Here is a 23,845-nt window from a genome sequence, read left to right on the forward strand (position 1 = left end):
ACGGCGGTCATCCCCGTGCCCTGTCCCTCTCCAGCGCCAGGACGGCGGTCATCCCCGTGCCCTGTCCCTCTCCAGGGCCAGGACCGCGACGTCGTCGGTGAGCTCGCCGCCGTTGAGCGACCTGACCTCCGTGACGGCCGCCTCCAGGAGCTCCTCGCCGCGCAGGCCCGAGGCCAGCTGCCGGTTGATCATCGTGACCATGCCGTCCTGGCCGAGCCGGGGCGAACCGGGACCGGCCGAGCGGCCCTCGATGAGGCCGTCCGTGTACATGAGGAGGCTCCACGCCCCGCCCAGCTCCACCTGGCGGCGGGGCCAGCGGGCGCGCGGCAGCAGTCCGAGGGCCGGGCCGCCGTCCTCGTACGGGAGGAGCCGGGCCGCCCGGTCCTGCCGGGCGATCAGGGGGGAGGGGTGGCCGGCCAGGCAGAGGCCCGCCCGGCGTCCGTCGGGCGCGATGTCCACGGTGCAGAGCGTCGCGAAGATCTCCTCGCTCTCCCGCTCGTGTTCGAGGACCTGCTGCATGGTCGAGAGCAGTTCGTCGCCGCACAGGCCCGCGAAGGTCAGGGCCCGCCAAGCGATCCGCAGCTCGACGCCGAGCGCGGCCTCGTCGGGGCCGTGCCCGCACACGTCGCCGATCATGGCGTGGACGGTGCCGTCGGGCGTGCGCACGACGTCGTAGAAGTCGCCGCCGAGCAGCGCGCGGGAGCGGCCGGGGCGGTAGTGGGCCGCGAACCGCAGGTCGGAGCCCTCCAGGAGCGGGGTGGGGAGCAGCCCGCGTTCCAGCCGGGCGTTCTCCTGGGCGCGGAGTCGGGACTCGGCCAGCTTCACCTGGACGGCGTCGGCGCGCTTGCGTTCGACCGCGTACCGGATGGCCCGGCTGAGGAGTCGCCCGTCGAGCTCCTCGCGGAAGAGGTGGTCCTGGGCCCCGACCCGTACGGCCTCGGCCGCGAGCTCGGCGTCCGCCGAGGCGGCGAGGGCGAGGACGGCGTGGCGCGGGGCGAGGCGCAGGATGTGGCGCAGGGGGGCGAGCGGGTCGTCGCCGGCGGCGGCCCTGGGGCCGGGCAGGGAGAGGTCGACGAGGACGCAGTGGACGTCGTCGGTGAGGAGCCGCTCGGCCTCGGTGAGGTTGCGGGCGGTGCGGATGCGGACCCGGGTGCCGGCGGCGTCGGCCGCGTCGAGCAGTTCGGGTACGGCGAGGGCACCCGCCGGGTCGTCCTCGACGACCAGGAGGGTGAGATCGGTGCGATCCGTGCGATCGGTGCCTGCGGCGGTGACTGTGCCTGTCATAGCGGTGGCGTCCATAGGGGTGGCCTCACCGGGTCCCGCAGCTGCAGAGACGATTCTCTGACGCGGTAGCGATACGGGCATCGGTCCGGGTTTCCTTCCCTCCCCCCGAGGGTGCGCAGGGCGCCGGGTGGCGTCCCGCCCGTCCCGGACCCTAGCGGTAGGGCGGTGCGCAGCGGAATGGTGATCGACGAGCGGGCGCCCGTGGCGTCCTTGGCATATGCCGCGGAAGGGGAGGTACTTGCCCCCGCGAGCCGCACCGGCGGCCCCGACGGCAATGAGAAACGTCACGCCTCGCCCGCGCCGCCGACGACGACCTCCGCCGTGGGCCCGGTCACATCCCGCCCCGCGGGGCAGCCGGCGTCCGTCACACCGGGGCGGACGACGCCCAGGATCTCCTTCACACAAGGGCGGACGACGCCCAGGATCTCCCTCACACCGGGCGGACGACGCCCAGGATCTCCATCGAGCCCGCGCCCGCGAGGGTGATGTTCCTGCCGGGGCGCGGCGCGTGCACGATCGCGCCGTTTCCGACGTACATGCCGATGTGGCTGGCGTCCTTGAAGTAGACGATCAGGTCGCCCGGCCGCATGTCCTTGACGTCCACGCGGGGGAGGAGCCGCCACTGCTCCTGCGAGGTGCGGGGGATGCCGAGGCCGGCCGCGCCCCAGGCGCTCTGGGTCAGCCCGGAGCAGTCGAACGTGCCCGGTCCCTCGGCGCCCCACTCGTACGGCTTGCCGATCTGGGCCGTCGCGAACGCGATGGCCTTCTTGGCCTCGGGCGTCGTGTCGCCCTTCAGGCCGGCGAGGACGCCGGTGCCGAGCCAGGTCGTCTGGGCGCGGTACTGGGCCTGTTCCTCCAGGCGCCGCAGCCGCTCCCGCTCCTCGGCGGCGAGCTCGGACTCCAGCTTCTTCGCCGCGGCGATCTTGTCGGTGATCTCCTTCTTCGCCTTGGCCTGCCGGACGCGGTTGGCCTCCAGCTTGGTCCAGTTCGCGCCGGCGTCCTTGGCGTAGACGTCCAACTGGGCCTGGGCGCGGTTCATCTCGCCGAGGAGGTCCGTGGTGGCCTTCGCCCCGGCCTTGAGCCGGCCCGCCGTGTCGAGGAAGAGCTGCGGGTCGTCGGTGAGGACGAGCTGCGCGCCCTCGGGGAGCCCGCCGTTGCGGTACTGGGCGCGGGCGGCGGCGCCGGCCCTGGCCTTGAGGGCCTCGATGCGTGCGCGGCCGGCCAGGATCAGCCGGGCGACCTGGACGATCTCGGCGGACTGCTCCTTGGTCTTCTCCTCGGCGAGGTTGTACGCGTCGGTGGCGGCGGCGGCCTGCCGGTACAGGCCGTCTATCTCCTTGCGCACCTCCTCCAGGCTCTTCTTCGGCGGCGGAGGCGGGAGCGGCGAGGCGGACGCCTGAAGGGTGAGCGCGGGCGAGGCCAGCACGGTCAGGGCGCAGATCACGGTGATCGCGGCAGTGGCGTGGCGGCGTCGGTCCACGAGCTCCCCCTCGAGTGAACGAATCTGATTTACCGTCAGTAACTTGTCGGTGACCTTGGCGATAGTGCCATGCGAAACCGGAAAGCAACAGGGGAAACCGGGGCCTGTCGGGCCTGTTCCCCCCAGGGGTGACGGGCGATGCGCGCGGGGCGTTCCCTACGTACCGGAAATTCTGCGGGAGTTGGGGAAAACGACGGCAACCACCCGGTATCACCCCCTGCCACCGGCCCCGTTCTCACCTCACCCGCGTGGCGCCAGCGCCTCCCACCGCACCGTCACCTCGCCCTGCCGCCACCGCCGCGGCCCGTCCGCCAGCGGCCAGTCGGCGGCGAGGTCGCGGACGGAACGGATCCACCGCTGGCGTGCGCCCAGGGAGGCGTACGGGGCGGCCGCGGCCCACGCGCGGTCGAAGTCCCGCAGGAAGGCGTGCACCGGCTCGCCCGGCACATTGCGGTGGATCAGCGCCTTCGGCAGCCGCTCCGCCAGGTCCGAGGGGCGGTCGAGCGAGCCGAGTCGGGTCGCGAAGGTCACCGTGCGGGGCCCGTCGGCGTCGAGCGCCACCCACACGTGGCGGCGCCCGATCTCGTCGCAGGTGCCCTCCACCAGGAGTCCGCCGGGCGCGAGCCGCCCGCGCAGCCGCGTCCACACGGCCGCGACCTGCTCCTCGTCGTACTGGCGCAGCACGTTCGCCGCCCGGATCAGGGCGACCCGGCCGGGCACGGGCACCTCGAAGCCGCCGTGCACGAAGGAGAGGCCCTCGTGTTCGTACGGCTTCGCGGCCTCGACCCGGGCGGGCTCGATCTCGATCCCGTACAGCCGGGTGCGGGGCTCGGCGGTCCGCAGTCGGGCCAGGAGCTCGACGGCGGTCCAGGGGGCGGCCCCGTAACCGAGGTCCACGGCGAGCGGCGGTTCGGCGGAGCGGCGCAGCGCCGGGCCGTGGACGGCGGCGATCCAGCGGTCCATGCGGCGCAGCCGGTTGGGGTTGGTGGTCCCGCGGGTCGGTGTGCCGACGGGGCGGGTGGTGCGCGGGGCCATGCCATGAGCGTAAGGGGTGGGGAGGGGGGTGCCCGGAGGGGCTCGGCGCCGCCCGGCACGGCAACGAATTGGCAAAGCGCGCTCGCCATCGGAAATGAAAGGGGCCATTCCGGCGTTGTGGCGGCTGGAGGACGTAGCACGCCCTCCTGGAGTCGTGCCCGAGACGGGCTCGACGCCCCGTTCGACCCAGCTCCACCCCAGCTCAGCCCGCCAGCCAAGCCCCCGAGCGGAAGGACCGCCGACGTGAGCCAGTACGTGTCCCGGTTCGCCGGCACCCGGCACCGGCACCCGGCACCGCCCAGGCTCCGGCTCCCCGGCCGGAACCGCGTCCCGCGGCGAGTGGCCATGCTCAGCGTGCACACCTCACCGCTGCACCAGCCGGGCACCGGCGACGCGGGCGGCATGAACGTCTACATCGTCGAACTGGCCAAGCGCCTCGCCGCCATCGACATCGAGGTGGAGATCTTCACCCGGGCCACCACCGGCGGGCTGCCGCCGGTCGTCGAGCTGACCCCCGGCGTGCTCGTACGGCACGTGGACGCCGGCCCGTACGAGGGTCTGGCCAAGGAGGAGCTGCCGGCCCAGCTCTGCGCCTTCACGCACGGCGTGATGCAGGCGTGGGCGGGCCACCGCCCCGGCCACTACGACCTCGTCCACTCCCACTACTGGCTCTCCGGCCACGTCGGCTGGCTCGCCGCCGAACGCTGGGGCGTCCCGCTCGTCCACGCCATGCACACCATGGCGAAGGTCAAGAACGCGGCGCTCGCCGAGGGCGACACGCCCGAGCCCGCCGCCCGGGTCATCGGCGAGACCCAGATCGTCTCCGCCGCCGACCGGCTGATCGCCAACACGGCCGAGGAGGCCGACGAGCTCGCCCGTTTCTACGACGCCGATCCCGGAAAGATCGGGGTCGTCCACCCGGGCGTGAACCTCGACCGCTTCCGTCCCGCCGACGGCCGCGCCGCCGCCCGCGCCCGGCTCGGGCTGCCGCGCGACGCGTTCATCCCCGTCTTCGCCGGACGGATACAGCCCCTGAAGGCCCCGGACATCCTGCTGCGCGCCGCCGCGCTGCTCTTGGACCGGGACCCCTCGCTGCGCTCCCGCATGATCGTCCCGGTGGTCGGCGGCCCCAGCGGCAGCGGCCTCGCCAAGCCGGAGCAGCTGCAGAAGCTGGCCGCCCGGCTCGGCATCGCGGACGTCGTGCGCTTCCACCCGCCGGTGGGGCAGGACCGGCTCGCGGACTGGTTCCGCGCGGCCAGCGTCCTCGTCATGCCCTCGTACAGCGAGTCCTTCGGTCTCGTCGCGATCGAGGCGCAGGCGGCCGGCACCCCCGTCGTCGCGGCGGCGGTCGGCGGCCTGCCCGTCGCCGTGCGGGACGACGTGACCGGTTTCCTCGTCCAGGGCCACGACCCGGCGGACTACGCCCGGGCGCTCGGCCGGTTCGCGGCCGACCCGGACCTGTCGGCCCGGATGGGCGCGGCGGCGGCCCTGCACGCCGGGTCCTTCGGCTGGGACACGGCCGCGTCGGGCACGGCGGACGTCTACACGGCCGCCATGCACGACCATCGGCTCCGCGAGAACCGCCGTCGCGTACGCTCCCACCATGGCTGAGGACGAGGTCGGGGACCGGGTCGAGGACCGGGTCGGGGACGTGCGGCGGATCATCGAGTCCGCCTTCGACGACGCGGAGCTGGAGTGGGAGTCTCCCGAGCCCGGCTCGTACGTCGTCAAACTCCCGGGCACGCGCAAGCTGTTCACCACCCTGTCCTTGCGCGCCGGACGCCACTCCCTCTCCCTGAACGCGTTCGTCATCCGCCACCCCGACGAGAACGAGGCCGGCGTCCACCGCTGGCTCCTTGAGCGCAACCTCAAGCTGTACGGGGTGAGTTACGCGATCGACGGCCTCGGTGACGTGTACCTCGCCGGCAAGCTCCCGCTCGCCGCCGTCACGCCCGACGAGCTTGACCGGCTGCTCGGCTCCGTCCTCGAGGCCGCGGACGGCGACTTCAACACCCTCCTGGAACTGGGCTTCGCCTCGGCGATCCGGCGCGAGTACGCCTGGCGCGTCTCCCGCGGCGAGTCGACCCGCAACCTCGACGCGTTCAAGAACCTGGTCGCGAAGACCGGCAACTGACCGGCGGCGCGGTCCGCGAGTTCGACCAGACCGACGTCCCCGACGTCCCCGACGTCCCCGACGTCCCCGACGTCCCCGACTTCGCCGGCGACCTCCGCGCGCGCGTGGAGGCGTACGGCCCGCGGGGGACGCTCCGCCCCCGCGGCTTCCCCGAGGCGCAGCGGTCCCTCAGGCGCTGACGGAGGAGGACCGCCCGGCGTCCCGATCCGTGACGTCCCCGACGACCACCGTGGTCTCGCCGATCGCACCGATCGCGCCGATCTCGCCGGTCTTCCCTGCCTCAACGGTCTCGCCGACCTCAACGATCTCGCCGATCTCAACGATGTCGATGACCGCGACGCTTTCGGAGACGGGGGCCGGCTCCTCGGCGAGGGCCTTCCGCAGCCGGGTGAAGTAGCCGGCGGCGGCGACGACGCCGATCGCGGCGGTCGCGGCCCACAGCACGTCGGGGCCGGGGCCGTCGACGATGGCACCGGCGCCGATGGGGGCGACGAAACCGGCGACGGCCCAGGACATGCCCATCACGCCCTGGTAGCGGCCCCGGGCGTGCTCCGGGGCGAGGCGGGCGGTGGCGGCGGCGTTCGTAGGGACGTGGATCATCTCGCCGACCGTCCAGACGATCACCGTCGCGGCGAAGGCGACGGAGGAGCCGGCGAGCGCCGTGGCGCCCGTGCCCAGGGCGAAGAGGAGCGCCGACAGGGTCAGCAGCACGACCGGGGAGCGCTTGTCGGTCAGCTTGTTGACGAGCAGCTGGAAGCCGACGATCACGATGCCGTTGACGGCGATCACGACGCCGTACGCCGAGGGGGCCAGGCCCTCGCCGGCCATCGTCAGGGGCAGACCGATCCAGGGGGCGGTGAAGACGAGGCAGACGAGGAGGTTGAGGAGGACCAGCGTGCGGAAGGGCGCGTCGCGCAGCACGGTCAGCATGCCGACCTTCTCCTCCGCGACCGGTTCGCCCTTCGTGCCGACCGCGGCCTCGGGGCGGGTCTCGGGTAGCCGCAGGAAGACGATGAGGGCGCACAGCGTGGTGGCGACGGCGTCGACGACGAAGAGGGTGCGGTAGCCGAGGAACGCGGCGGCGCCGCCGCCGATGGCGGCGATGGCGAAGCCGAGGTTGAGGGCCCAGTAGTTGAGGGCGTACGCCCGGCGCACTTCGTGGGCGGGGACCATGTCCGCGATGGTGGCGTTGATGGACGGCCGGACGGCCTGCATCGCCACGCCCATGAGGAGGACGACGGTGGCGATGCCCCAGGCGCTGGTGACGAAGGCGAGCGCGGCGGCGCAGGAGGCGGCCGCCAGGTGCATCGTGACCATCGTGGGGCGCCGGCCCCAGCGGTCGGTGAGCACGCCGCCGAGCGGCGAACCGGCGACGCCGCCGAGACCGTGGAGGGCGACGACGAGACCGGCGAACCACGCGGAGTGCCCGAGCTCGACGGTCAGATAGAGGGAGAGGAACGTCAGGACGAAGGCCCCGGTCCGGTTGACCAGGGTCGACAGCCAGAGCCACCAGAAGCCCTGCGGGAGGCCGGAGACCTGGGTACGGGCTGATCGTCTGAGCGAATCGATGGTCATGTGTGGCGGTCCCCTGCTGTACGTAAGCCCTGCATCCGGCTCTCGTAACTTACGCATCTCATACGCCGGACGCCAACGGATTGACGACGCGCGTCAATCGTCAGCGGTCGATTAGGCTCGTACGCATGGCCGACGCACCGTACAAGCTGATCCTCCTCCGCCACGGCGAGAGCGAGTGGAACGAGAAGAATCTGTTCACCGGATGGGTGGACGTGAACCTCACCGCGAAGGGTGAGAAGGAGGCGACGCGCGGCGGCGAGCTGCTCAAGGACGCCGGCCTGCTCCCCGACGTGCTGCACACCTCCCTCCAGAAGCGCGCCATCCGCACCGCGCAGCTCGCCCTCGAGTCGGCCGACCGCCACTGGATCCCGGTCAACCGTTCCTGGCGTCTGAACGAGCGCCACTACGGCGCCCTCCAGGGCAAGGACAAGGCCCAGACCCTCGCCGAGTTCGGCGAGGAGCAGTTCATGCTGTGGCGCCGCTCCTACGACACCCCGCCGCCGGCGCTCTCCGACGACAGCGAGTACTCGCAGGCCCACGACGCCCGCTACGCGACGATCCCCCCGGAGCTGCGCCCGCGGACCGAGTGCCTCAAGGACGTCGTCGAGCGCATGCTCCCCTACTGGTACGACTCCATCGTCCCGGACCTCCTCGCCGGCCGCACGGTCCTCGTCGCCGCCCACGGCAACAGCCTCCGCGCCCTCGTCAAGCACCTCGACGGCATCTCCGACGCCGACATCGCCGGCCTCAACATCCCCACCGGCATCCCCCTCTCCTACGAGCTCGACGAGAACTTCAAGCCCCTCAACCCCGGCGGCACCTACCTCGACCCGGACGCCGCCGCGGCCGCCATCGAGGCCGTCAAGAACCAGGGCAAGAAGAAGTAGCCCCGGCGCGTCCCGTTTCCGTCAGCCCCCTGTTCGCCGCTTCGCGGTGGGTGGGGGGTTCGGCGTTGTGCCGTGGGTGTTCTGGGGGTGTACCAGGTCCGTGACATCGGGGGGCGCGGGGGTGTGGTGGGGGGTGGGGCGTTGCTACGTTCCGGGCAGGGGCGTGGCCGTGGGGCGGGCGCCGGGGTAGAGGGGGACTCAACCGTGAACGTCGACCGACTCAGACCGGCTTTCGTCGCGGTGGCGGCTGTCGCGCTGGCCGCTGTGCTCACGGGGTGTCAGGGGGACGGGGGCGCCGTGGGGGGCGGCGCGCCGGGGGCGAGTGCGACGGCCGTCGCGCCCGAGCCGGCGGGGACGAGTGGGGCGCCCGCGGAGACGGGGGCGGCGACACCGGCGGTGAAGACGCCCGTCAAGGTGCCCGCCACGAAGCCCGCGGCACCCAAGTCCAAGTCCAAGCCCAAGCCAAAGCCGAAGGGCACGACCGCGGCGCCCGGCGCCGACTGCGTCAGTGCGCCGCCGACACCGGAGGACTACGACCCCGACGAGTTCGCGCTGTACCGGATCGAGGAGCTCGGCGGGAGCACCGGGAAGGTCAACCTCGTTCTCCAGCACGGGGCGTGGGGGTGCGGTGGCGTGGACACCGACGGCGGGCCGTTCGTCGTGAGCGGCGAGGAGAGCCGCTGGGCCCTCGACCAGGCCGCGTACGTCACGGTCACCAACCCGATCGTCACCAGCACCGAGAACCAGCGGATCGGGGTCCAGGAGCTCATCGACTGGGTCGCCGCGCACCCCGACTCCGGGCTCGTGTTCCGCTACCAGACCGGCGACGACGGGGCGATCCACCGCCTTGAGCAGGTCTTCACGCCTTAGGGGTGTCCGGTCAGGGGTGTCCGGCCGGACGGGTGAGGGCGAAACCTTCCGGCTGCGGTGCGCCGCTTGTGGGGCGGGGGAAGGGGTTAGGGGTGGGGTGACCTTGGTCGTTCCCACCGAAACGAGAACCTTCGTGCGTCTCCGTCATTCCGTCGCCGCCGTGTGCGGCGCACTCGCCCTCACCGCCACCCTGGCCACGCCCGCGAACGCCGCTGTCGGCGACTTCGGTTACGGGTTCGTCGGCATCAGCGGCGACCCGCAGCGGGTCGCGCTGCACGACCCGGCCGACGACGTCTGCGTCACGATCCCCGAGGCCGCGGACCCGGGTTCCTCCGAGCCCGCGTTCGCACCGCACAACGACACCGACGCGTTCGCGATCGTCTTCACCGAGCCCGACTGCACGGGCGACTCGTGGACCCTTCGGCCCCACGGCCGCCCGGCCACCGACCGTCTGAAGCTCCGTTCGGTGGTGTTCGTCCGTCCTTAGGGCCCGTCAGGCGGGTAGGACTCCGACTCACTGACCTCAGGAGGTCGGACCGGGTCGGACCCCGCGGATCAGAAGTCCTCGCAGGCCTTCGCGCGGAAGTCGTCCAGGGAGACCGTTCTGGCCTCGTCACCCCGCTCGTACCGCACCTGACCCGGTACGAGCTTCGCCAGGTCGGCGGTCGTGAAGTGGACCGAGGCCGTCGACCAGGAGTTGTCCTCGGTCGAGCCGTAGAAGCCGTACGGCTGCCCGGGGACGAGGCGTCCGAGTGGCTCCTCCGCCGTCCAGCCGTCGGCGGGGGAGCCCAGCGACCAGCTGGTGAAGCCGGTGACCGGGGTGTCGTGCTTCCAGACGCCCGTGACGTCCGGGCTCTCGGGGTCGTCGGCGTCGTCGGGGTGGAGGAGCGCCCCGTCGATCCGGTCGTGGCACATCTGGATCACGCCGATCGGCTTCCCGTCCGCCGTCACCGCGACGCCGGAGACCCCCGCGACCGGCACGGTGCAGCCGGCGAGGACGCCCAGGGCGGGGAGTACGGCGGCGGTCAGGAGGGCGCGGCGCGGGCGGACGATCACGGGCCCATCCTGGCGCGGTCCGATAATCGAGGGCGGAGAGGGCGATGAGTCGTTACCGTCCGGCACATGAACACGAGTACGTCCCTGCGCCTGGAGCCGGTCACCCCCGCCCACATCGACGCCGCCCTCGCCCTGCGCGTCCACCCGCACCAGGAGCGCAACGTGGCTCCCGTCGTGCGCTCGCTCGCGGAGGCGTACGCCTTCGGGGAGACGGCGTGGCCGCGGCTGATTTTCGACGGGGAGGAGCTCGTCGGCTTCGTGATGGCCTTCCTCGACATCCAGTGGAACGAGGAGAAGGACCCCGCCGACCGCCGCAGCGGCCTCTGGCGCCTGAACATCGGCGCCGGGGGACAGGGCAAGGGGTACGGGCGGTTCGCCGTCGAAGCCGTACGCGACGAGTTGCTGAGGCGCGGGGAACGGCGGCTGTACGTGACCTGGGAGCCGGGCGAGGACGGGCCCGGCGCGTTCTACCACCGGCTGGGCTTCCGTACGACCGGTGAGCTCAGCGGCGGCCAGACGGTCGGCGTACTCGACATCGGGTGAGCGGAGGGGTGGGGCGTGGCCGCGGCCGCACCCCACCCCTCACGCGGTCAGCCCGATCAGCCACCGCACTGGCAGGGCGAGCCCGACTGGCAGCCGCAGCCGCAGCCCGAGCCGCACCCGCAGGCGCCGAGCACCGGCAGGAACACCGCCTCGCGCGGCGCCTCCGCGCCGGACTCGGTCGTCATCGGGGACTTCGGGGATTCGGCCATGAGGGTCCCTCCCTATTCGAGGCGTGCGTCGCCTCCCCCCATTGCATGCCCACTCCCACGGGCGCATCAACGGCGCACCGGAGTCCGCGCGCCGATGCGCCCCCACGCGCCGATGCGCTCTCACCCGCCCCACGCCCGCCCCCGGCCGTGTACGCGCCCCCCGGCGCGCCCACACCCCCCGGCCGTGTACGCGCCCCCCGGCCACGTACACACCCCCCCGGCCGTGCACGCGCCCTCAGTCACGTACACGCGCCCCCGGCCCCGCGGGTCCGACGTGCGGTTACGCGCCCTCGACCGGGGAGTCCGCGGCCTGGAGCTCGTCGGCGTGCTCGCCCGTCACGAGGTAGACGACGCGCTTCGCGACCGACACGGCGTGGTCGGCGAACCGCTCGTAGTACCGGCCGAGCAGCGTGACGTCCACGGCGGTCTCGATGCCGTGCTTCCAGCGGTCGTCCATGAGGTGCTGGAAGAGCGTGCGGTGCAGCAGGTCCATCTCGTCGTCGTCCTGCTCCAGCTGGAGCGCCAGGTCGACGTCCTTCGTGATGATGACCTCGGCCGCCTTCGCCATCAGGCGCTGCGCCAGCTGCCCCATCTCGAGGATCGTGGCGTGGAGGTCCCGCGGCACCGCCGTGTCCGGGAACCGCAGCCGGGCCAGCTTGGCCACGTGCTGGGCCAGGTCGCCGGAGCGCTCCAGGTCGGCGCTCATCCGCAGCGAGGTCACCACGATGCGCAGATCCGTCGCCACGGGCTGCTGGCGGGCGAGCAGCGCTATCGCCCGCGCCTCCAGGTCGTGCTGGAGGTCGTCGACCTTCTGGTCCGCGGCGATCACGCTCTCCGCGAGCTTCAGATCCGCGTCGAGCATCGCCGTCGTGGCGCGCCCGATCGCCGACCCGACGAGCCGGGCCATCTCGACCAGGCTCTCGCCGATCGAGTCGAGTTCCTCGTGGTACGCGTCCCGCATGGATGTCCCTCTCTACGCATTGCTCCGGGGTCCGGGTGGGGCTTGGACCCCCACGTTGCCACGTTCGGCCCCCTACGCGTCGGGTTCCGACACCTGACGTGAACCGGCACTTTCCCCCAGGTGAACTCTGGGCGACGCCCGCCGCCGCCCCGGCTGGGCAAATGAACCGGCACCGTCCCCTCGGTGAACTCTGGGCGACGACTGTTCGAGCAGCCACTCGGACGGCTGGGAGAGTGTCCGTCCGCCCGCATAACCTTGAGGGCATGGACGTGAACGCGGCGGTCGCCGCATTGGCAGCGATCGCCGGAGTGTGCACCGGCGTGATCGCCATGTTGGCGTTCCGCTGGAGCGAACGCGACCACGCGCGCCCCACCCGTACCTCCCTGCACACCGACGCCGTGCTCCCGCCCGGCGTCGACACCGTGCTGTCCGTGCTGCGCTCCTCCGCGGTCGTCCTCGACGAGAGCGACTCCGTGGTGAAGGCCAGCTCGGCGGCGTACGCACTCGGCCTGGTCCGGGGCGGGAAACTGGCCATCGAGCCCATGCTCAACATGGCCCGCGACACCCGCCGCGACGGAGAGATACGGCAGGTCGAACTGGACCTGGCCCGGCGTGGCACCGGACGCGGCGAGGCCCTCGCCGTCTCCGCCCGGGTCGCACCGCTGGGCTCGCGGCTCGTGCTGCTCCTGGTCGAGGACCTCACGGAGGCCCGCCGCATCGAAGCGGTACGGCGCGACTTCGTGGCCAACGTGAGCCATGAGCTCAAGACCCCGACGGGCGCGCTCTCGCTGCTCTCCGAGGCCGTCATGGACGCCTCGGACGACCCCGAGGCGGTCACCCGCTTCGCCGGCCGCATGCAGATCGAGGCGACCCGCCTCACCAACCTCGTACAGGAGCTCATCGACCTCTCCCGCGTGCAGAACGACGATCCGCTGGAGGACTCCGAGCCGGTGTCCGTGGACGAGCTCGTCGCGGAGGCGATCGACCGCTCCCGGCACACCGCCACCACCAAGCAGATCATGATGGCCTCCGGAGGCACCGCCGACCTGCGGGTCTGGGGCAGCCGCGGCCAGCTCGCCGCCGCCCTCGGCAACCTCGTCGAGAACGCCGTCAACTACTCACCGGCCCACACCCGCGTCGGCATCGCGGCCCGCAAGATCGCCGCGCCCGGCGGCGACCTGATCGAGATAGCCGTCACCGACCAGGGCATCGGCATCCCCGACAAGGACAAGGAGCGCGTCTTCGAGCGCTTCTACCGCGTCGACCCGGCCCGCTCCCGCGCCACCGGCGGTACGGGACTCGGCCTGGCCATCGTGAAGCACGTGGCCGCCTCGCACGGCGGGGAGGTCACCGTCTGGAGCACCGAGGGTCAGGGCTCCACCTTCACCCTGCGGCTGCCCGAGGCGGGCTCCGCACGGGACCGCCGGCCCGTCTCGTCCCCCACCCCTGATCTCATGACCGAACCGCTCCCCGCCCCGGAGGTCCTTCCGTGACCCGAGTGCTTGTCGTCGAGGATGAGGAATCCTTCAGCGACGCCCTGTCGTACATGCTCCGCAAGGAAGGCTTCGAGGTCGCCGTCGCGGCGACCGGGCCCGACGGCCTCGACGAGTTCGAGCGCAACGGAGCCGACCTCGTCCTCCTCGACCTGATGCTTCCGGGCCTTCCCGGTACCGAGGTGTGCCGCCAGCTCCGCGGCCGCTCGAACGTCCCGGTCATCATGGTGACCGCCAAGGACAGCGAGATCGACAAGGTCGTCGGGCTGGAGATAGGAGCCGACGACTACGTGACGAAGCCCTTCTCCTCGCGCGAGCTGGTCGCCCGCATCCGCGCGGTGCTCCGCCGCCGCGGCGAGCCGGAGGAGGTCACCCCGGCGGCCCTGGAGGCCGGCCCGGTCCGCATGGACGTCGACCGCCACGTGGTGACGGTCTCCGGCGGCAAGGTCGACCTGCCGCTGAAGGAGTTCGACCTCCTGGAGATGCTGCTGCGCAACGCGGGCCGCGTCCTGACCCGCATGCAGCTCATCGACCGGGTCTGGGGAGCCGACTACGTCGGCGACACCAAGACCCTCGACGTCCACGTCAAGCGCCTCCGCGCCAAGATCGAACCCGACCCCGGCGCCCCGCGCTACCTGGTGACGGTCCGCGGCCTCGGCTACAAGTTCGAGCCGTAGACCGCGCTCGGCGGCGTGCCTGGGCACGTGGACGTGCGGCACCGCGCGTGGACGTGAGGAACGGCGCCTGTACGTGAGGAACGGCGCCTGTACGTGAGGAGGGGCGCCCCCCGGCCGGGGGGCGCCCCTCCTCACGTCTGTGCGGCGGTCAGTGACCGGCCGAGTGGCTCGCCTCGCCCGTCGGCTCGGTGCCGTGCTCGCCCTCGGCGGACGCGGAGGCCGAGGCGGTCGGCGTGGCGGCCGGCGGGGCCGGGACGACGCTAGGGCCGAAGTCCTTGAAGTAGCTGGTCGCCGGGACGACGAAGGCGTTGAGGGTCACGTCGCCGGTCTTGCTCAGCTTGAAGACGACCTTCTGGGCGTTGCCGTTGCGGGCCTCGGCGAGGCCGTTCTCGACCACGGCGGAGGCGTTGCCGTCGCCGCCGATGACGACGGAGCCGAGCGCCGGGACGGTGATCGGGCCTGCGCCCTCGGCCGCCTTCAGCTTCACCGTGCCGAGCGTGCCCGGGAGGGTGATCGAGTCGATGGTCTGCGGCTGGCTGCCGTTGTTGAAGACGGTGGCCGAGACGACGGCCGGGCCCTTGACGCCGACCTCGGGCTGGGTGATCACCAGCGCGTTCTGGATCTTGACGTCGTCCACGGTGACGGCGGCGTTGTCCGGCCGCACTTCGAGCGTCTGTGCGTCGTTGCCCGCGCCACAGGCGGACAGCGCGGCGATGGAGAACACGATGGCGGTGGCGGCGAGGGCGCCGCGTCGAAGGCTGCGGCTCACGGCGGCGGCATCTCCTAGGACGTTCGGACGGGCTTGGGAACTAAGGAACAACTAAAGGTGTGTCAGCCCGCTTAGGTTACCGAGCCGCACTCTCCGTCCCGCACCCGACCCGCCCCTAACCGGCCGCGGGCGTCGCCCGGGCTCCCCTGGGTGCGCACCTCAGGGGTGGTCCGCCGGCCCGTCCGGTGCACGTCGGCCTTCGGCCGCCGTGGCCGGATCACGACCCATTGACCTGTTGTTCACATAACCGCCTTGATCAATTCGAGGGTCGCCGCGCATTACCCGGAGTCGTACCTCCGGAAAACCGCGGACCGGGGTCGGCTGATCAATTACGGAATCACCCCCGGATGCATCCGTACGGGTGGTCGATCCTCGAACGGAGTAGGGGAAGAAGGCCGCTTCGAACCCGACAAAACGGGACATCGAGCCTGCCTCGAGGGGTCTCGGGTATGTGTAACGTGCGCGTTTCTCTCTGTCCGCACAGCCGCTCCGACCTGCGAATACCGCCTTCCGGAAGCCCTTCGCAGCACGTCCGTGATGCCGTTGTCAAGCCCCGAGATATGCCCTGACCTGCGAAAACGCCATTCAGAAGAAGCTGAATCCGTGTTACCCTGGATAGCCACGGAAGGGGTACCTGTCACATGACGTTCAAGGTTGGCGACACCGTGGTCTATCCCCATCACGGGGCCGCGCTGATCGAGGCCATCGAAACTCGCCAGATCAAAGGCGTGGACAAGACCTACTTGGTGCTCAAGGTCGCGCAGGGCGACCTGACTGTTCGCGTGCCTGCGGACAATGCGGAGTTCGTCGGTGTGCGCGACGTGGTCGGGCAGGACGGGCTGGACCGGGTCTTCGAGGTGCTGCGTGCGCCGTACGCCGAAGAGCCGACGAACTGGTCTCGTCGCTACAAGGCAAATCTCGAGAAGCTCGCCTCCGGCGATGTCATCAAGGTCGCCGAAGTAGTCCGCGACCTGTGGCGGCGCGAGCGCGAGCGCGGGCTCTCCGCAGGTGAGAAGCGCATGCTTGCCAAGGCTCGACAGATCCTGGTGAGTGAGCTCGCTCTCGCGGAGAACACGAACGAGGACAAGGCCGAGGCTCTCCTCGACGAGGTCCTCGCGTCCTGAGCGTGCTCTGACGAAGTCGGAGCGCGTCACCAAGTGAAGCGATGCCGCGGCGCCCGCTGGCGTGCTGTGATCCACACAGTGCCGTCGTCGGGCGCTGCGGCATGTTCGCGTACGAATGCGGAGCGTACGCGCGGCCGTACGCACACGGACACGATCACGTGTGTGCACCGCCGAGAAAGACCCGCACCCCCTGTTACGTCCGAACCCCTGTGCTCGGGCGGCAACGCCTCGACCGTCGTCACGGAAAGGGCCCGGTCAAGGCGGAGCGTCCGGCACGGTGAGGCCATACCCATGTCGGCCGCGGAAACAAACCTGCCGGAGTGCAACCGATGTCAGACGAAGCGCGTCCTCCTCGTACCGCTGTGGTGATCCCGGCGGCCGGACGGGGCGTACGCCTCGGCCCGGGCGCCCCCAAGGCGCTGCGCGCGCTGAACGGCACCCCCATGCTCATCCACGCCGTCCGCGCGATGGCCGCCTCCCGCGCGGTCTCGCTCGTCGTCGTGGTCGCCCCCTCCGACGGCGCCGCCGAGGTCAAGAACCTCCTCGACGCCCACGCCCTCCCCGAGCGCACCGACTACCTCGTCGTGCCAGGCGGCGACACCCGCCAGGAGTCCGTGCACCTCGGCCTCAAGGCGCTCCCCGACGGCATCACCACCGTCCTCGTCCACGACGCCGCCCGCCCCCTCGTCCCCGTCGACACCGTGGACGCCGTCATCGAGGCCGTGCGGGACGGAGCCGTCGCCGTCGTCCCCGCGCTGCCCGTCGCGGACACCGTCAAGGAGGTCGAGCCGGCCGCGAAGCCCGGCGACCCCGAGCAGGTCGTCGCCACCCCGGTCCGCGCCCGCCTCCGCGCCGTCCAGACCCCGCAGGGCTTCGACCACGACACGCTGGTCAACGCCCACGCCACCATCGCCCTCGCGGGCGAGGGCGCCACCGACGACGCCGGTATGGTCGAGCGGCTCGGCGCGCCCGTCGTCGTCGTGCCCGGCCACGAAGAGGCCTTCAAGGTGACCCGCCCACTCGACCTCGTCCTCGCCGAGGCCGTACTCGCCCGCAGGAGGGCCAACGATGGCTTCTGAACCGACGGAACCGATGAGCGGACCGATGAGCGAACCGATGATCCTTCCCCGTACCGGCATCGGCACCGACGTGCACGCCTTCGAGGAGGGCCGCGAACTCTGGTGCGCCGGCCTGCTGTGGGACGCCGCCGACAGCGACGGCTACGGACTCGCCGGGCACTCGGACGGCGACGTCGCCGCCCACGCCGCCTGTGACGCGCTGTTCTCCGCCGCCGGCATCGGCGACCTCGGCGCCCACTTCGGCACCTCCCGTCCGGAGTGGTCCGGCGCCTCCGGCGTCACCCTCCTCGCCGAGGCCGCCCGGATCGTCCGCGCCGAGGGATACGAGATCGGGAACATCGCCGTCCAGGTCGTCGGCGTCCGCCCCAAGGTCGGCAAGCGCCGCGACGAGGCGCAGAAGGCCCTGAGCGCGGCGGCCGGCGCGCCCGTCTCCGTCTCCGGCACCACCACCGACGGACTCGGCCTCACCGGGCGCGCCGAGGGCCTCGCCGCCCTCGCCACCGCCCTCGTCTACCCCGTAACCGCCCCCTAGGGGGCGTCTTGCCGATCACGCCGGGCTCGCGGGGCCTGGCACGCACGCTCGCCGCGTTGTCGTCGGTCCACAACGCTCCGCGTTGCCTCCCTCCTCCGCCTTGCGATCGCACGCACCAGACCCCGCTCCCTGATCCGGCCTGATCGACAAGACGCCCCCTAGTTCACCCCCGGCCCGCCCATGCGCCCCCGGTACCGGTGAAAAACGTCATCGGTGATGCGAACCGGGGGCGGGGCACTACCACACGCCCACTACCCTGGAGTGGTGACTATTCGCCTGTACGACACCAGCGCCCGGCAGATCCGTGACTTCTCCCCGCTCACGCCGGGCTGCGTCTCGATCTACCTCTGTGGCGCCACCGTGCAGGCGGCCCCGCACATCGGCCACATCCGGTCGGGGCTGAACTTCGACATCATGCGCCGCTGGTTCGCGTACCGCGGCTACGACGTCACGTTCATCCGCAACGTCACCGACATCGACGACAAGATCATCAGGAAGGGCGCCGAGCAGGGCCGCCCCTGGTGGTCCATCGGCTACGAGAACGAGCGCGCGTTCAACGCGGGTTACGAGGCCCTGGGCTGCCTCCCGCCGACCTACGAGCCCCGCGCCACCGGTCACGTCCCCGAGATGATCGAGATGATGCGGGGTCTGATCGAGCGCGGCCACGCCTACGAGGCGGACGGCAGCGTCTACTTCGACGTGCGCTCCTTCCCGGGCTACCTGGAGCTGTCCAACCAGGACATCGACGACCTCCGCCAGCCCGACGAGGGCGTCGCCGGCAAGCGCGACCCGCGCGACTTCGCGATGTGGAAGTCGACCAAGCCGGGCGAGCCCGACTGGGAGACCCCGTGGGGCCGCGGCCGTCCCGGCTGGCACCTGGAGTGCTCGGCGATGGCGCACAAGTACCTGGGCTCCGCCTTCGACATCCACGGCGGCGGCCTCGACCTGATCTTCCCGCACCACGAGAACGAGATCGCCCAGGCCAAGGCCTTCGGCGACGACTTCGCCTCGTACTGGGTGCACAACGCCTGGGTCACCATGAGCGGCGAGAAGATGTCGAAGTCGCTCGGCAACAGCGTGCTGGTGTCGGAGATGGTGAAGGCCTGGCGCCCGATCGTCCTCCGCTACTACCTGGGCACCCCGCACTACCGGTCGATGATCGAGTACAGCGAGGAGTCCCTGCGCGAGGCCGAGTCGGCGTTCGCCCGGATCGAGGGCTTCGTCCAGCGTGCCACCGAGAAGGCCGGGGCGCCCGTCGCCCCCGCCGCCGAGGTGCCGCCGGCCTTCGCCGAGGCCATGGACGACGACCTGGGCGTGCCGCACGCGCTCGCGATCATCCACACCACCGTCCGCCAGGGCAACAGCGCCCTCGCCGCGGACGACAAGGACGAGGCCATCGCCCGCCTCGCCGAGGTCCGCGCCATGCTCGGCGTCCTCGGCTTGGACCCGCTCGACCCGCACTGGGCCGAGGAGACCGGTGGCGGCGAAGAGCTCCACGGCGTCGTCGACACCCTCGTACGGCTCGTGCTCCAGCAGCGCGAGTCGGCCCGTGAGCGCAAGGACTGGGGGACCGCGGACGCGATCCGCGACCAGCTCAACCAGTCCGGCCTCGCCATCGAGGACAGCCCCGACGGCCCCCGCTGGACGCTGGGCAACCGTTAGAAGACGTGCCGCTCGGGCCCCCGGGCGGCACACTTCAGTTACAGACCTACGTACGCGAGTCTCACAGACCCTCGTACGCAACCCCGAGGATTAGGTAGTCATGGCCGGGAACAGCCAGCGCAGGAACCGTCGCACGTCCAACAAGAAGGGTGCGACGGTCGGCAGCGGTGGCCAGCGGCGCAAGGGCCTCGAAGGCAAGGGCCCGACCCCCAAGGCCGAGGACCGCAAGGGCCACAAGGCCTTCCGCGTCTCCAACGCGATGGCCCGCCAGGTGGCCAAGCGCAAGCCCGTCGCCCGCCGTGGCGGCAAGGGCCAGTCCGAGATGGTCGTCGGCCGCAACCCGGTCTTCGAGGCCCTGCGCGACGGCGTGCCCGCCACGACGCTGTACGTGCAGCAGTTCATCGACAACGACGAGCGCGTGCGCGAGGCCCTGAACCTCGCCACCGGCCGCGGCAACATCAACATCATGGAGGCGCCGCGCCCCGAGCTCGACCGGATGACGAACGGCCTCAACCACCAGGGCCTCGTCCTCCAGGTCCCGCCGTACGAGTACGCGCACCCCGAGGACCTCGCGGCGGCCGCGTACGACCACCACGAGGACCCGCTGATCGTCGCCCTCGACGGTGTCACCGACCCGCGTAACCTCGGTGCCGTCGTCCGCTCCGTCTCCGCCTTCGGCGGCCACGGCGTCGTCGTCCCCGAGCGCCGCGCCGCCGGCATGACCGCCGGTGCCTGGAAGACTTCGGCCGGCACCGCCGCCCGCACCCCGGTCGCCCGCGCCACCAACCTGACGCGCTGCCTGGAGGCGTACCAGAAGGCCGGTGTCACGGTCGTCGGCCTCGCCGCCAACGGTGACCGCGAGGTCCACGAGCTGGAGGAGCTCGGCGGCCCCGTCGTCATCGTCGTCGGCTCCGAGGGCAAGGGCCTGTCCCGCCTGGTCGGCGAGACCTGCGACTTCCTCGTCCGCATCCCGATGCCGGGTGGCGCCGAGTCGCTCAACGCCGGTGTCGCCGCCGGTGTCGTGCTCTACGAGGCGGCCCGCCGCCGTATGGGCTGACCTCGCACCAGTAGCACCCCGGCCCCGGCCGTGGCGTGATCTTGACGGGCCTCGGACATTATCGAGCTGTCAAGGCAGTGTCCTAAACCCAGATCACTCGGTTAGATGAGTGTGGACACCAGAACGCCCCGGCCGGGGTTCGACGATCAGCCCGCGCTGAGCATGGTCAAGGTGGATTCCGATCCCGCCCAGGTGATCGTGAACCACGCCAGCTTCCGTGTGCGGCTCGCGCCGGCCCCGCAGCCCCAGTTCGGCGCCGGTGCCCGCACCGCCGCCCTGTCCGGAGCCGCCGGAGCGGGCGGCCCGCGCCGCCGCCCCGTCGTGTGGACCGGGAAGTCCGCACCGGGCGCGACCGGCCTCCTCCAGGCCGTACGCGAGTCGTCCGTCTCCACGCTCGAACCGGCCGTCGGCCGCGGCGGACACGGCGGCCACGCGGGCCTCCCCGGTCACCCCGGGCACTCCGGTCACGGCACCGGCGACACCCAGGCCATCCCGCGCATCGACACCACGATGCCCACCCCCGTGCTGCCCGCCGACGCCGCGCCCCTGCTGCCGCCGATGCGCCGCGCCGAGGGCGCCTACGACGACGTGTACGAGCTCAGGCCCGAGGCCACCGAGGCGTACGACCAGGACGCGCCCCACACCCGCGCGGCCCAGCGCCAAGGCAACGACTCCGTCCGGCACGCCTACTACCCCGGCCGCCGGATGAACCTCGGCGTCGTCCTCCTCCCGCTCCGCGTCTTCCTCGGCTTCATCTCCATCTACGCGGGCATGGGCAAGCTCTGCGACCCCGTCTACTTCGACGGCGGCGAACGCGGCTCCATGGTGAAGTGGCTCAACTCCCTCCACCCCTGGGGCCTCGCCGAACCCCTCCGCGACTTCGCCCTCCAGCACCCCGTAGGCGCCGGACTCACCGTCGCCTTCCTCCAGGTCGTCGTCGGCGTCCTCACCGTCCTCGGACTCTGGCAGCGCGTCGCCGCCGTCGTCGGCGCCCTGCTCTCCGCCGCCCTCCTGCTGACCGTCAGCTGGAGGACCGTCCCGGTCTACGACTCCGCCGACATCATCTACCTCGCCGCCTGGTCCCCGCTGATCATCGCCGGCGCCCCCGTCTACTCCCTCGACGGCCGCATCGCCGGCGAAGCCTGGCGGACCCTCGGCCCCCGCGCCGACCTCTGGGACCTCCGCCGCCGCGTCATCCGCCGCAGCACCCTCCTCGCCTCCGTCGTCGTCGGCCTCACCCTCCTCGTCGGCTCCGTCCTCGGCGGCGCCGTCCGCTCCACCGAGATGGTCACCGTCCCCGGCCCCAACGACGACCCCATCAACCACCTCCCCGGCCAGCCGCTCCCCACCGAGCCGCAGCGCCGCTCGCCCTCCACGAGCGCCTCCACCGCGCCCAAGCCCGTCGAGACCAGCGAGCGCCCCGCGGAACGCGAGGAGACGCAGGAGGCCACCCGGCCCACCGAGACCCGCCGGTCCACCCGTACGCAGAGCCCCACCGCGACCCAGGGCAGCGGCACGAGCGGCAGCCGTACACCCACCCAGTCCAAGCCCGCGCCCCCGCCGTCCACCAGCGACTCCCCCTCCGGCAGCGGCGGCTCGTCGAGCGGCGGCACCGGGGACTCCACCGGCGGCAGCACCCCGACCGAGAGCGGCTCGACATCGGGCGGCGCGCGCAACCCGATCGGCGGCCTCCTGGGCTGACCCGACGGACGTACGGACACGGGAAGGGCGGCACCGCGCGGAAGCGGTGCCGCCCTTCCCGTGCCCCTGTTCGGGGGGTTCTCGTGTCTCCGCCCGCGCTCCCGTCCGGGTGGCCGGTCGTCAGGCCCGCTGCGCGGCCAGCTCCTTCGCGGCCTCGGTGAGGTCCTTGGCGGTGTCGATGGCCCTCCAGTACGCCCCCTGGGGCAGCGGGAAGCCCGCCAGACGGCGCTCGCGCGCGAGCCGGGGGAAGGTGGTCCGCTCGTGGTCGCCGAGGTCCGGCAGGAGCTCCGTGAAGGCCGCGGAGAACACGTACACGCCGGCGTTGATCAGGAACGGCGACGGCGGCGCCTCGATGAAGTCGGTGACGTGCCCGAAGGTGTCGGTCTCGACGGCGCCCCACGGGATCCGCGGCCGGGCCAGGGCCAGCGTCGCGACGGCGTCCCGCTCCGCGTGGAACTCGGCCATCTCGCGCAGCGAGAAACGGGTCCAGATGTCGCCGTTGGTTGCGTACCAGGGCTCGTCCGGCGCGGGCAGGTGCGCGGCGGCGTACTTCAGGCCGCCCCCGCGACCCAGCGGCTCGGTCTCGACGACCGTCGTCACCTTGAGGGGGAGTGCGGCGCCCTCCAGCCACTCCTGGAGCACTTCCGCGAGATGGCCGCAGGACACGACGACGTCCGTCACGCCCTCGGCGGCCAGCCAGGAAAGCTGATGGCCGATGATCGGGGTCCCGGTGCCCGGGATCTCGACCATCGGCTTGGGGCGGTCATCGGTGTACGGGCGGAGCCGCGAGCCCTGGCCGCCCGCCAGGACCACGGCCTGCGTCGGAGTGGTGTGCATACGGGGAACCATAGGCGCCCCGTACGGGCGAGGCCTTTCAGCACGCGGAACCCGGGCCGACGGGCGACCCGCCCGCACGCGTACGGCCGGTGGGAGTTCGGCGCGGGGCGTGCGGTGCGGGGCGTGCGGCGCGGGCGTGTTCCCGTGGGGGGTTGCTCAGCGCGGCGGTGTCCAGCGCGGGGGCGTCGCGTGCGGGGGCGTCCCGTGTGGGGGCGTCGCGTGCAGGGGCGTCCCGTGCGGGGGCGTTTCAGCCGGCGCGCATGACGCCGGTCGCGTACGAGGTGTCGCAGACCGGGCGGGAGAAGGACTGGGCGCGGGAGGGGCCGTAGTGCTCGACGGCGGCGCGGCCGAGGGCGCGGGCGATCGAGAAGCAGTGCTTCGCGAGCGACGGCCGGTTCTCCACCTCGCGCTGGAGGTGCGTGAGGGCGGTGCCGGGGTCCTTCTCCTGGAGTTCCGCGAGGAGCTGGTCGCGCAGAACGTCCTGCGGGGCACGGGACTTGGCCCGGACGGAGACGCCCGAGGAGGACGCCGTCAGCTGGGTTCCGGAGTCCTGGCCGGCCCACGGAACCGCGGACACCGCGAGCGTGCCCGAGAGCACCAGGACGACGGGCAGGACGAGGGCGAGGGAGCGGCCGATTCGGCGGGCAGTGTGCGTCACGGAGGCGAGCGTAGCGGCCGGTAGTGATATGGCGACATTTAGTCACTCTCGCGAGGGATGGTTCGAGGCGTCTTTTCGAATCCCGTGTTGACGCGGCCGCCCGCCGGGGGCCCCGAATGCCAGGGTTTTCCGGGGTAAGCCCGTTGCGGACCCGCCGTGCCCGCTTAAACGGACGGCCCCGCATCTGCATCAGATGCGGGGCCGTCCGGCAGAACCCGGGTG

At 72.1% G+C, this 23,845-nt stretch carries 26 protein-coding genes; 14 read left to right on the forward strand and 12 right to left on the reverse strand.

Annotated elements, in window-relative coordinates:
- Positions 1-48 precede the first annotated feature (48 nt).
- The 4 genes from MRBLMG1_RS16060 to MRBLMG1_RS16075 all read right to left on the reverse strand — a co-directional run bounded on the left by MRBLMG1_RS16060 (position 49) and on the right by MRBLMG1_RS16075 (position 3,799).
- The gene (locus MRBLMG1_RS16060) at positions 49-1,284 is read right to left on the reverse strand and encodes a PP2C family protein-serine/threonine phosphatase (protein ID WP_367824688.1); all 1,236 of its coding nucleotides are present in this window, start codon (positions 1,282-1,284) and stop codon (positions 49-51) included.
- 284 nt (positions 1,285-1,568) lie between these two features.
- Entirely contained in the window at positions 1,569-1,718 is a 150-nt protein-coding gene (locus MRBLMG1_RS16065) for a hypothetical protein (protein WP_367824689.1), read from the reverse strand.
- Positions 1,715-2,764 (reverse strand): C40 family peptidase, encoded by a 1,050-nt coding sequence (locus MRBLMG1_RS16070; protein WP_367824690.1) that lies wholly within the window; start codon positions 2,762-2,764, stop codon positions 1,715-1,717. Before MRBLMG1_RS16070 ends, MRBLMG1_RS16065 begins: the two co-directional genes overlap by 4 nt.
- Positions 2,765-3,004: 240 nt before the next feature.
- The gene (locus MRBLMG1_RS16075; protein WP_367824691.1) at positions 3,005-3,799 is read right to left on the reverse strand and encodes a class I SAM-dependent methyltransferase; all 795 of its coding nucleotides are present in this window, start codon (positions 3,797-3,799) and stop codon (positions 3,005-3,007) included.
- Between the two features lie 243 nt (positions 3,800-4,042).
- Here MRBLMG1_RS16075 and mshA point away from each other — a divergent pair, with 243 nt between their 5' ends.
- On the forward strand, positions 4,043-5,410 hold the full coding sequence (gene mshA, locus MRBLMG1_RS16080; protein WP_367824692.1) for a D-inositol-3-phosphate glycosyltransferase: 1,368 nt from the start codon (positions 4,043-4,045) through the stop codon (positions 5,408-5,410).
- A complete protein-coding gene (locus MRBLMG1_RS16085) occupies positions 5,403-5,933 on the forward strand; it encodes a YbjN domain-containing protein (protein ID WP_367824693.1) in 531 nt (176 codons plus the stop codon). The genes mshA and MRBLMG1_RS16085 overlap by 8 nt, the downstream gene beginning before the upstream one ends.
- A 168-nt stretch (positions 5,934-6,101) precedes the next feature.
- Here the strand turns inward: MRBLMG1_RS16085 and MRBLMG1_RS16090 are convergent, their stop codons facing one another.
- On the reverse strand, positions 6,102-7,508 hold the full coding sequence (locus MRBLMG1_RS16090; RefSeq protein ID WP_367824694.1) for an MDR family MFS transporter: 1,407 nt from the start codon (positions 7,506-7,508) through the stop codon (positions 6,102-6,104).
- Between the two features lie 125 nt (positions 7,509-7,633).
- On the opposite strand from MRBLMG1_RS16090, the gene MRBLMG1_RS16095 reads away from it, so the two are divergent.
- The gene (locus MRBLMG1_RS16095) at positions 7,634-8,395 is read left to right on the forward strand and encodes a phosphoglyceromutase (protein ID WP_367824695.1); all 762 of its coding nucleotides are present in this window, start codon (positions 7,634-7,636) and stop codon (positions 8,393-8,395) included.
- Positions 8,396-8,673: 278 nt separating this feature from the next.
- On the opposite strand, the gene MRBLMG1_RS16100 is transcribed toward MRBLMG1_RS16095, so the two are convergent.
- A complete protein-coding gene (locus tag MRBLMG1_RS16100; RefSeq protein WP_367824696.1) occupies positions 8,674-8,820 on the reverse strand; it encodes a hypothetical protein in 147 nt (48 codons plus the stop codon).
- Here MRBLMG1_RS16100 and MRBLMG1_RS16105 point away from each other — a divergent pair.
- Positions 8,810-9,265: a hypothetical protein gene (locus MRBLMG1_RS16105; protein WP_367824697.1), complete on the forward strand. Its 456-nt coding sequence runs from the start codon at positions 8,810-8,812 to the stop codon at positions 9,263-9,265. The genes MRBLMG1_RS16100 and MRBLMG1_RS16105 overlap by 11 nt on opposite strands.
- A gap of 133 nt (positions 9,266-9,398) precedes the next feature.
- Complete coding sequence (locus MRBLMG1_RS16110) at positions 9,399-9,752, forward strand: hypothetical protein (RefSeq protein ID WP_367824698.1); 354 nt, start codon at positions 9,399-9,401, stop codon at positions 9,750-9,752.
- Between the two features lie 68 nt (positions 9,753-9,820).
- On the opposite strand, the gene MRBLMG1_RS16115 is transcribed toward MRBLMG1_RS16110, so the two are convergent.
- Positions 9,821-10,321, reverse strand: coding sequence for a hypothetical protein (locus MRBLMG1_RS16115; protein WP_367824699.1), 501 nt, complete (start codon positions 10,319-10,321; stop codon positions 9,821-9,823).
- Positions 10,322-10,387: 66 nt separating this feature from the next.
- On the opposite strand from MRBLMG1_RS16115, the gene MRBLMG1_RS16120 reads away from it, so the two are divergent.
- Positions 10,388-10,864 carry a GNAT family N-acetyltransferase gene (locus tag MRBLMG1_RS16120; protein ID WP_367824700.1) on the forward strand — a complete coding sequence of 159 codons (477 nt, stop codon included), beginning with the start codon at positions 10,388-10,390 and terminating at the stop codon, positions 10,862-10,864.
- Positions 10,865-10,920: 56 nt separating this feature from the next.
- On the opposite strand, the gene MRBLMG1_RS16125 is transcribed toward MRBLMG1_RS16120, so the two are convergent.
- The gene (locus MRBLMG1_RS16125; protein WP_367824701.1) at positions 10,921-11,073 is read right to left on the reverse strand and encodes a hypothetical protein; all 153 of its coding nucleotides are present in this window, start codon (positions 11,071-11,073) and stop codon (positions 10,921-10,923) included.
- A 280-nt stretch (positions 11,074-11,353) separates the two neighbouring features.
- Positions 11,354-12,034 (reverse strand): phosphate signaling complex protein PhoU, encoded by a 681-nt coding sequence (gene phoU / locus MRBLMG1_RS16130; RefSeq protein ID WP_367824702.1) that lies wholly within the window; start codon positions 12,032-12,034, stop codon positions 11,354-11,356.
- A gap of 263 nt (positions 12,035-12,297) precedes the next feature.
- Between phoU and MRBLMG1_RS16135 the strand changes: the two genes are divergently transcribed.
- Positions 12,298-13,527: a sensor histidine kinase gene (locus tag MRBLMG1_RS16135; protein WP_367824703.1), complete on the forward strand. Its 1,230-nt coding sequence runs from the start codon at positions 12,298-12,300 to the stop codon at positions 13,525-13,527.
- Positions 13,524-14,204 carry a response regulator transcription factor gene (locus MRBLMG1_RS16140; protein WP_017242433.1) on the forward strand — a complete coding sequence of 227 codons (681 nt, stop codon included), beginning with the start codon at positions 13,524-13,526 and terminating at the stop codon, positions 14,202-14,204. Before MRBLMG1_RS16135 ends, MRBLMG1_RS16140 begins: the two co-directional genes overlap by 4 nt.
- Before the next feature lie 148 nt (positions 14,205-14,352).
- Here MRBLMG1_RS16140 and MRBLMG1_RS16145 read toward each other — a convergent pair whose 3' ends face one another.
- A complete protein-coding gene (locus MRBLMG1_RS16145) occupies positions 14,353-14,973 on the reverse strand; it encodes a DUF461 domain-containing protein (protein ID WP_367824704.1) in 621 nt (206 codons plus the stop codon).
- Positions 14,974-15,614: 641 nt separating this feature from the next.
- Between MRBLMG1_RS16145 and MRBLMG1_RS16150 the strand changes: the two genes are divergently transcribed.
- The 6 genes from MRBLMG1_RS16150 (at position 15,615) to MRBLMG1_RS16175 (ending at position 22,128) form a co-directional block, all read left to right on the forward strand.
- A complete protein-coding gene (locus MRBLMG1_RS16150; RefSeq protein ID WP_003953493.1) occupies positions 15,615-16,097 on the forward strand; it encodes a CarD family transcriptional regulator in 483 nt (160 codons plus the stop codon).
- A gap of 329 nt (positions 16,098-16,426) precedes the next feature.
- Complete coding sequence (gene ispD, locus MRBLMG1_RS16155) at positions 16,427-17,176, forward strand: 2-C-methyl-D-erythritol 4-phosphate cytidylyltransferase (protein ID WP_367824705.1); 750 nt, start codon at positions 16,427-16,429, stop codon at positions 17,174-17,176.
- A 25-nt stretch (positions 17,177-17,201) separates the two neighbouring features.
- Positions 17,202-17,708 carry a 2-C-methyl-D-erythritol 2,4-cyclodiphosphate synthase gene (gene ispF / locus MRBLMG1_RS16160; protein WP_367824706.1) on the forward strand — a complete coding sequence of 169 codons (507 nt, stop codon included), beginning with the start codon at positions 17,202-17,204 and terminating at the stop codon, positions 17,706-17,708.
- Between the two features lie 264 nt (positions 17,709-17,972).
- Positions 17,973-19,370: a cysteine--tRNA ligase gene (gene cysS, locus MRBLMG1_RS16165; protein ID WP_367824707.1), complete on the forward strand. Its 1,398-nt coding sequence runs from the start codon at positions 17,973-17,975 to the stop codon at positions 19,368-19,370.
- 100 nt (positions 19,371-19,470) lie between these two features.
- Entirely contained in the window at positions 19,471-20,427 is a 957-nt protein-coding gene (gene rlmB, locus MRBLMG1_RS16170) for a 23S rRNA (guanosine(2251)-2'-O)-methyltransferase RlmB (RefSeq protein WP_367824708.1), read from the forward strand.
- A 105-nt stretch (positions 20,428-20,532) separates the two neighbouring features.
- Positions 20,533-22,128, forward strand: coding sequence for a DoxX family membrane protein (locus tag MRBLMG1_RS16175; protein ID WP_367824709.1), 1,596 nt, complete (start codon positions 20,533-20,535; stop codon positions 22,126-22,128).
- Positions 22,129-22,248: 120 nt separating this feature from the next.
- On the opposite strand, the gene MRBLMG1_RS16180 is transcribed toward MRBLMG1_RS16175, so the two are convergent.
- Positions 22,249-22,965, reverse strand: coding sequence for a nucleotidyltransferase family protein (locus MRBLMG1_RS16180; RefSeq protein WP_367824710.1), 717 nt, complete (start codon positions 22,963-22,965; stop codon positions 22,249-22,251).
- A gap of 247 nt (positions 22,966-23,212) precedes the next feature.
- A complete protein-coding gene (locus MRBLMG1_RS16185; RefSeq protein WP_367824711.1) occupies positions 23,213-23,623 on the reverse strand; it encodes a hypothetical protein in 411 nt (136 codons plus the stop codon).
- Between the last annotated feature and the right edge of the window lie 222 nt (positions 23,624-23,845).

The organism is Streptomyces sp. LMG1-1-1.1 (genome assembly GCF_040815545.1).
Taxonomy (GTDB): Bacteria; Actinomycetota; Actinomycetes; order Streptomycetales; family Streptomycetaceae; genus Streptomyces.

Excerpts from the sequence above, each read along its gene's own strand:
- MRBLMG1_RS16120 (WP_367824700.1), top strand. The coding sequence starts at position 10,388 with ATGAACACGAGTACGTCCCTGCGCCTGGAGCCGGTCACCCCCGCCCAC.
- MRBLMG1_RS16075 (WP_367824691.1), bottom strand. The coding sequence starts at position 3,799 with ATGGCCCCGCGCACCACCCGCCCCGTCGGCACACCGACCCGCGGGACC.
- ispD (WP_367824705.1), top strand. The coding sequence starts at position 16,427 with ATGTCAGACGAAGCGCGTCCTCCTCGTACCGCTGTGGTGATCCCGGCG.
- MRBLMG1_RS16175 (WP_367824709.1), top strand. The coding sequence starts at position 20,533 with ATGAGTGTGGACACCAGAACGCCCCGGCCGGGGTTCGACGATCAGCCC.
- phoU (WP_367824702.1), bottom strand. The coding sequence starts at position 12,034 with ATGCGGGACGCGTACCACGAGGAACTCGACTCGATCGGCGAGAGCCTG.
- MRBLMG1_RS16085 (WP_367824693.1), top strand. The coding sequence starts at position 5,403 with ATGGCTGAGGACGAGGTCGGGGACCGGGTCGAGGACCGGGTCGGGGAC.
- MRBLMG1_RS16125 (WP_367824701.1), bottom strand. The coding sequence starts at position 11,073 with ATGGCCGAATCCCCGAAGTCCCCGATGACGACCGAGTCCGGCGCGGAG.
- ispF (WP_367824706.1), top strand. The coding sequence starts at position 17,202 with ATGAGCGAACCGATGATCCTTCCCCGTACCGGCATCGGCACCGACGTG.
- rlmB (WP_367824708.1), top strand. The coding sequence starts at position 19,471 with ATGGCCGGGAACAGCCAGCGCAGGAACCGTCGCACGTCCAACAAGAAG.
- MRBLMG1_RS16090 (WP_367824694.1), bottom strand. The coding sequence starts at position 7,508 with ATGACCATCGATTCGCTCAGACGATCAGCCCGTACCCAGGTCTCCGGC.
- MRBLMG1_RS16150 (WP_003953493.1), top strand. The coding sequence starts at position 15,615 with ATGACGTTCAAGGTTGGCGACACCGTGGTCTATCCCCATCACGGGGCC.
- MRBLMG1_RS16135 (WP_367824703.1), top strand. The coding sequence starts at position 12,298 with ATGGACGTGAACGCGGCGGTCGCCGCATTGGCAGCGATCGCCGGAGTG.
- MRBLMG1_RS16180 (WP_367824710.1), bottom strand. The coding sequence starts at position 22,965 with ATGCACACCACTCCGACGCAGGCCGTGGTCCTGGCGGGCGGCCAGGGC.
- MRBLMG1_RS16095 (WP_367824695.1), top strand. The coding sequence starts at position 7,634 with ATGGCCGACGCACCGTACAAGCTGATCCTCCTCCGCCACGGCGAGAGC.
- MRBLMG1_RS16060 (WP_367824688.1), bottom strand. The coding sequence starts at position 1,284 with ATGACAGGCACAGTCACCGCCGCAGGCACCGATCGCACGGATCGCACC.